General features: G+C 55.0%; 8 protein-coding genes. 4 read left to right on the forward strand and 4 right to left on the reverse strand.

The window, feature by feature from the left end; all coding sequences use genetic code 11:
- Nucleotides 1-21: 21 nt before the first annotated feature.
- The 4 genes from ABRP86_RS10105 to ABRP86_RS10120 all read left to right on the forward strand — a co-directional run bounded on the left by ABRP86_RS10105 (nucleotide 22) and on the right by ABRP86_RS10120 (nucleotide 3,475).
- Nucleotides 22-1,128 (forward strand): M24 family metallopeptidase, encoded by a 1,107-nt coding sequence (locus tag ABRP86_RS10105; RefSeq protein WP_349853738.1) that lies wholly within the window; start codon nucleotides 22-24, stop codon nucleotides 1,126-1,128.
- A 140-nt stretch (nucleotides 1,129-1,268) separates the two neighbouring features.
- On the forward strand, nucleotides 1,269-1,832 hold the full coding sequence (gene efp / locus ABRP86_RS10110) for an elongation factor P (RefSeq protein WP_005283196.1): 564 nt from the start codon (nucleotides 1,269-1,271) through the stop codon (nucleotides 1,830-1,832).
- A gap of 9 nt (nucleotides 1,833-1,841) precedes the next feature.
- On the forward strand, nucleotides 1,842-2,468 hold the full coding sequence (gene nusB / locus ABRP86_RS10115; RefSeq protein WP_502879811.1) for a transcription antitermination factor NusB: 627 nt from the start codon (nucleotides 1,842-1,844) through the stop codon (nucleotides 2,466-2,468).
- 152 nt (nucleotides 2,469-2,620) lie between these two features.
- On the forward strand, nucleotides 2,621-3,475 hold the full coding sequence (locus ABRP86_RS10120) for a PPK2 family polyphosphate kinase (protein ID WP_349864092.1): 855 nt from the start codon (nucleotides 2,621-2,623) through the stop codon (nucleotides 3,473-3,475).
- A 134-nt stretch (nucleotides 3,476-3,609) separates the two neighbouring features.
- On the opposite strand, the gene ABRP86_RS10125 is transcribed toward ABRP86_RS10120, so the two are convergent.
- The 4 genes from ABRP86_RS10125 to ABRP86_RS10140 all read right to left on the reverse strand — a co-directional run bounded on the left by ABRP86_RS10125 (nucleotide 3,610) and on the right by ABRP86_RS10140 (nucleotide 6,003).
- The gene (locus ABRP86_RS10125; RefSeq protein ID WP_302521201.1) at nucleotides 3,610-4,131 is read right to left on the reverse strand and encodes a YbjN domain-containing protein; all 522 of its coding nucleotides are present in this window, start codon (nucleotides 4,129-4,131) and stop codon (nucleotides 3,610-3,612) included.
- Nucleotides 4,124-4,615: a YbjN domain-containing protein gene (locus ABRP86_RS10130; RefSeq protein ID WP_005283185.1), complete on the reverse strand. Its 492-nt coding sequence runs from the start codon at nucleotides 4,613-4,615 to the stop codon at nucleotides 4,124-4,126. The genes ABRP86_RS10125 and ABRP86_RS10130 overlap by 8 nt, the downstream gene beginning before the upstream one ends.
- Nucleotides 4,616-5,308: 693 nt before the next feature.
- Nucleotides 5,309-5,710, reverse strand: coding sequence for an alpha-amylase inhibitor (locus tag ABRP86_RS10135; protein ID WP_023022516.1), 402 nt, complete (start codon nucleotides 5,708-5,710; stop codon nucleotides 5,309-5,311).
- Entirely contained in the window at nucleotides 5,707-6,003 is a 297-nt protein-coding gene (locus tag ABRP86_RS10140) for a hypothetical protein (RefSeq protein ID WP_302521202.1), read from the reverse strand. Before ABRP86_RS10140 ends, ABRP86_RS10135 begins: the two co-directional genes overlap by 4 nt.
- Nucleotides 6,004-6,416 lie beyond the last annotated feature (413 nt).

Genomic DNA, 6,416 nt, shown 5'->3' on the forward strand with positions numbered 1-6,416 from the left:
ATCCCCGCAAAGGATGATTTTATGGCACTTGCAGATACCCGTTTCAGCGATCGCCGCCGGAAGCTAGCCGCCGAATTAGCTGGTCAGCGCATTGACGCGGTATTGGTAACCCACTTAATCCACGTCCGCTACTTGTCCGGATTCTCCGGCTCCAACGGTGGGCTTTTGCTGCGCAAGGATCTCTCCGCGCTCATGGCTACCGATGGCCGCTATACCACCCAGATTGCCCAAGAAGTTCCGGATCTAGAAGCTGTAGAGGGCCGCGCTGTAGGTAAGGTGCTATTGCAGCAGTTCGATGATGCTCAGTCGCCGGTTCGCGTCGGTTTTGAAGCTGACTACATGTCCGTATCGGAATTGGAAGATCTGAAGGATTCTGCACCGGATGGGGTCACCTTGGTACCCATTTCCGGAATCATCGAAGATATCCGCATCACGAAGGATCCTGTAGAACTGGAAAAGCTGGAGGAGATCGCAGCGATTGCTAACCAGGCATTGGAGGACCTCCTTGCCGCAGGCTCGCTGCGGGCGGGCCGCACGGAGCGCGAAGTTGCCGCTGACCTGGAATTTCGCATGCGCATCCTGGGATCGGAGCGAGTGAGCTTCGATACCATCGTGGCCTCTGGCCCTAACTCCGCAATGCCGCACCACGGCGCGGACGATCGCGTGATAGAAGATGGGGACTTGGTCACCATCGATTTTGGTGCCCACCTGCGCGGATTTAACTCTGACTGCACCCGCACCTACGTCGTGGGCACGGCAAACGACTTTGCCAAGGAAATCTACGATGTGGTGCTGCGCGCCCAGCAGGCTGGTGTCGAGGCTGCGGTAGCGGGCGCTTCGCTTTCCGATGTCGATGCTGCCTGCCGTACCATCATCGCCGACGCCGGATATGGCGACTACTTCGTGCACTCCACCGGACACGGCGTGGGCTTGGACGTGCACGAGGCCCCCTTTGCCGCCACGACCGGTAAGGGAGAGCTGGCCCCGGGAATGACCCTGACCATTGAGCCGGGCGTGTATGTGCCGGGCAAGGGCGGCGTGCGCATCGAAGATACGCTCATCATCACCGATGGAGCCCCAAAGATCATTACCGCCGCTTCCAAGGACTTTACGGAGCTGCCGGTATAGGTAGGCTTGGTCCCGTGCCCTCTCCCTCCTAGGGGGAGAAGATTTTAGGGGGTACCGGTAGCCCGGCGGGTGCGGGCTATCCGGTAGGCTTATACTTTGCTTTCAACCTTTCAACCACAATATTCGGGAGTTTAACCGCAATGGCTGATACTACTGATTTCAAGAACGGACTCGTTCTCAAGATTGACAACAAGCTGATGCAGATCACCGAGTTTCAGCATGTGAAGCCGGGCAAGGGCCCAGCGTTCGTGCGCACCAAGCTTAAGGACGTTGTTTCCGGAAAAACCGTGGACAAGACCTGGAACTCGGGCGTCAAGGTAGAAACCGCTACGGTGGACCGTCGCGACATGACCTACCTGTACAACGATGGCACCAGCTATGTCGTCATGGATGAAAAGACTTTCGAGCAGTTCGAGCTCTCGCCGGAGAAGTTTGGCGATGCTGCCCGTTTCCTGCTGGAGAACATGCGTGTGCAGGTGTCCTTCTACGAAGATGAGGCATTGTTCGCGGAGCTTCCTATCTCCGTTGACCTCAAGGTAGAGCACACCGAACCAGGTCTGCAGGGTGACCGTTCCTCCGGCGGCACCAAGCCCGCCACGCTGGAGACTGGCGCCGAGATCCAAGTTCCGCTGTTCATTGAAATCGGCAATGTACTAAAGATCGATACCCGCACCGGCGAGTACCTGTCCCGCGTCAACAACTAGGGCTTTATCTTGTCTGATAACACTGCTAAGCGGGATATCAACTATAAACGGCATACCGCGCGCTATCGGGCGCGGCGGCGCGCAGCGGATATCCTCTATGAAGCGGAGAACCGAGACGTTGATCCCGTCGCCATCGTTGAGGATCGCGTTGCCTTGGCGCGCGAGGATCGCCACGCTGTAGCGCCGATTGCGGACTACACCAAGGTCATCGTCCAAGGCGTAGCAGAAGAGCTAGACGCTATCGATGACACGATTTCGAGGTACCTTTCCCAGAACTGGGAGCTGCACCGGATCCCCGCTGTCGACCGCGCGATCCTGCGCCTTTCGGTCTGGGAGCTATTGTTTAATCCGGATGTTCCCACCGCGACGGCCGTCGTGGAGGGCGTGGAGCTGGCCTCGCAGTATTCCCACGATCAAGCCGCACCGTATATCCACGCGGTCTTGGATGACGTCGCGCAATCTCGTTCTGAGTTAAGCCCGATGAATAACGTCGGTCAAGAGGAAGAAAGCGACGACGCGGAAGCCGAGGATTCCGAGGATTCCCAAGAGGACTCCGCGCCTTCGACGCACGCAGAAACGCCAGAGGAGTCAGGGGAAGCATCCCCGAGCGCGGAAACGGAAGCGGACAACTCCTAGCTCATTTCTAGTTCCCCGGCTTGCTTAGTTATAGAGGCAAAGAACCGGCCGGGGTACTACTCCTGCCTCCCTCGATGCGAGACGCCGCGGGAGCCAGCCCCGGTTCGCCCGGTCCACCCGCTCCACACCCTGGCGTTTGTACAATAATTGCCATGGGTAAATTTAAGATCAAAGATGCGCTCGACCTCCGCGCCGGAAAGACCTTTCAGCTTGCCGATGTCGATCCCACGGCGACTCCAGGATTCGATGGCTCAAAGTCTGACTTAGAAGACCGCTTCAAACACTATGACGATGAGCTCTATGATTTGCAGGAGCGCCTTTTTGCTAATGGCAGGGCGCATGCCGATGATGCACCCTCGCTTTTAGTAGTCCTGCAAGGAATGGATACCTCCGGCAAAGGCGGGGCCATTCGCCATGTCTTTTCCGTCTTTGATCCGCAGGGCACGAAGACCGTCGGTTTTGGCAAGCCCACGGAAGAGGAAATGAAACACGATTTCCTGTGGCGCATCCGCAAACACGATCCGGTTCCTGGCCAGGTCGTGGCCTTTGACCGTTCTCACTACGAAGACGTCTTGATTCAACGCGTGCACGAGTGGGTAGATGAGGAAGAGATCGACCGCCGTTTTGAGGCGATTCGTGAGTATGAGCAAGAGCTCGCCGGAAAACGGGTAAAGATCTTGAAGGTCTTTTTGCACATCTCGCCGGAGTTCCAAAAGGAAAACCTCATTGAGCGGACCGAGCGCGAGGATAAGTACTGGAAGTACGATCCTTCAGATCTTGAAGAGCGCGGCTATTGGAATAAATACATGGCGGCCTATGAGGATGCCATCCGCCGGACGGATGAGCTTTGGGCGCCGTGGTTTGTTATCCCCACGGATAATAAGAAATACGCGCGCATGGCCTTGAAATACCTCATTGTTGATGCACTGCGGCACCTGAACCTGTCGTGGCCTGCGCCCGAATTCGATCCGGAGGAAGAAAAGCAGCGCATCCTCGACGTGGACTAGGCACTAGCCGCGGCGCCTAGAGCCCAAGAGGGCAAGGCGCCCAAAAAATCCCCGCACTGTCGCCGCGCCCTAGCACGCGAATGCGCGAGGCGGGGCGAAACAAGTGCGGGGGAGAAGGCCTTAGGTAAGGCGGCTTAAGCGTTGTCAGACGGCGTGGAGTTTTCCTCGCTGCCGTTTCCGGCCTTCGCAGCGGTTTCAGATCCGAGCTTGGCCATTTCCTCGGCGGCAGACACCATGGCGTCCTGGCCGTTGATGACGGCGTCGACGGCCTTCTTCAAAGCGGTGGTGAGCTGCTCATCGGTCATTCCGGCCGCGGCGGGAATGTCGCGCTCGGTGCGGACGACGAGCATGTCATCGTGCTCAGAAATAACGGCTCGCGCGCCAAATGCGACAGAGTTGATCTGGTTGGCGGCGAGGAAGAGCCCGGCATCGGCCTTGGAAAATGAGGCATCGGTTGGCACATCGCAGCGCACGATGACAACGGAATCCAAGACCGCAAACATGGTGGGCAGGCCATTGAGGTTGGCGGTGGCGGCGTCGATTTCGCCTTCCACCTTGGTCAGCTCAATATCGAAGGTGCCCATGGCGGCAACGACGCGGTCCAGATCGACCTCGGGCAAGTTGTTTTCGGTGGATGCGGTGGATGCATTAGTCATGGTTATGCTCCTCCCAGGTGACAAGCTGTGGGTAGTGCTCTTCAACAAAAGCCATGGACTGCAGCATGGAGTCCAAGGTGGACATTACGAAGGCACCGATCTGGTTGCGGGACAGGCCATGGGAAATGTTGATTTCGCGCACGCCGGAGACGGCCAGATTATTTTCGGACGACTCAAAAAAGCGCAGGGTGGGCGCGAAGTGCTGTTGGTTCCACTTGTTGAGAACCATGAGCAGTTGTGGGCCCTCCGAGGCTGGGGCATTACCGCGCCAGACGGAGTCCGCCACGAGGACATCGTCACGCACCTGCAGGGCAATAGCGATATTGGAAAAGCCGGTGCGCAGGATCTTTACCGTTTCGCCTTCGCCGACGGTCTGTTCTTCTACGCGGTACTCGAGCTTTTCGGAGTCAAAAATCTCACCGATGCGCTCGAGGGTGACATCCTCAATGGGCGTATCGGGATACAGGGTTGGTTCTTCAGACACGTAAGTAGTCTCAATCCATGTACTAATCGGGGATAATGGTCAACCCTGCCTAGTTTACCTAACTACACCGGCGCTTTCTGGCAAGTGAGTATTGTGGCAGGTCTTATTCACCGTCCGGGCCACAGGCTGAAGTGCGGCCTGACCCCCGGAAAATGGACACGTCGGGGGTTAGGCCCCACCCGAATGTATGTGCGATCCGCGTATAGCTAGCACCGTCAAGGAACATCGCAAGGATCTGTTTGAAGTTAGCCACAACAATGGCCTCTTTCCAAGTAGAAGTTGATGCGACACCAACGAATCGTGGTGTCGCCAACATCAACTATGAAAGAAAAACCCTTGCAGTACCAGGTACCCGTAACCCTGGTACCAACTACGCGGACTCACGGTACCAACTACCCCAAATCCACACAGATACGCAGTGGGATCGATATGATGGGGGTTAGCGGCCATCGCGGTCATATTCCTTTCGAGGATAGGTTGAAGTTGATTCGAAAGGTACCCGTGATGGTCGCCTTGCTGTGCACCGGCACAAGGCTTACCGCGGGCTACAGATACACCACACTAAAGGACACAACCCATTAGGTCCGATAACCTCAACCAACTTGGACCTTGGTTGGGGTTATTTTATTGTCCCAGACCGACCGTGTACGCGACAATCAGACTGACTATACCTATCCTAGATATTCTTGAGCATTAGCAGGAAACAACTCCATCAAACCTTGCTCTGTGGTTGAACCAGCTGCCGAAGTGATGATCGTGCGTTGCGTGAGGTTCGAGATATACGCATTCAGAATCTTTGCCGAAAGCGATTAAGACTTTGATTCCCTGTTTCCCTGGGCAGTTATTTGTTACTTTTACGTTGTCAGCACTTGGCTGGACGTTAACGCAGGTAGCAACCGGGGACGAAGCGGAAAAGAAACTAATTCCGCCCTTAGTTGTGTCGGGGAGAAAACCGTCTGGGTCGACAGAGAGTGGCACGGTGTCCCCAGGTTGATACTGATTATTTTCAGATGCGTGGGCGGTGACGGGGGACACTGCAGTTAGTAAAGTGCAGCCCATTAAAATGAGACCCTTTTCCACGTCATTGACAATCATCCTTTCTGGATATATTCCATAGAATTTAATTTATTCTTTTCGGGAGTTGAGGTAAGGAACATCTCTACGAAACCAGAGCCCTGAAGTATTTCATCCCACTCGATAGATTCTTCATTTCTACTTAAATCAGGGAATCTTCCCCAAAGGCGAACGACGTTTCCTTCGTGAAGTCTAGGGTTAAAGAGGTCGAAGTGGTACCAGAGCTGATTTTCGGGGGAGCCGCTGTTTCTTCCCGCTTGGATGCCGACTCCGGCTAAAATTGTTTCCTCTGGAAGTATGGTGTCTTGAAACATTTGGGTTGATATATTTTTCAAAAACTTGATTTCATCAGTTGTGATAGAAACAAATTGATTGATGACTATTCTCCTAGCGGTAGAAAGCAGTGATTATTCCGACAGGTCGGCCGTCTCCGCTTGCGGGATCTACTCGTTCTGTGGCAACAACCGTCATAACCCTTCCATTGATTGGGTAAGAGCATGTTTTCTTGCCATTTCCTGCATTTAAGCCGCCTTTGCAGTCGGGGGCGTTATGTAAAACTGTGTCAATCTCTGTAGTGGCTGGAACGAAACCGTCGTGACTGTCTTTGATGTGAGAAAGCCCAAAACCAACACTGCCGGGTTCATCTCCTTATGAGGTTACCCTCGTTTAGTGGACACCCGATTAGTGCGGATCTTGTGTCCGTAAGAGAGGATGTTCATTGTGGGTC

Origin of the sequence: Corynebacterium sp. KPL3927, from assembly GCF_040225835.1 — a bacterium.
In the GTDB taxonomy this organism is placed as follows: Bacteria; Actinomycetota; Actinomycetes; order Mycobacteriales; family Mycobacteriaceae; genus Corynebacterium.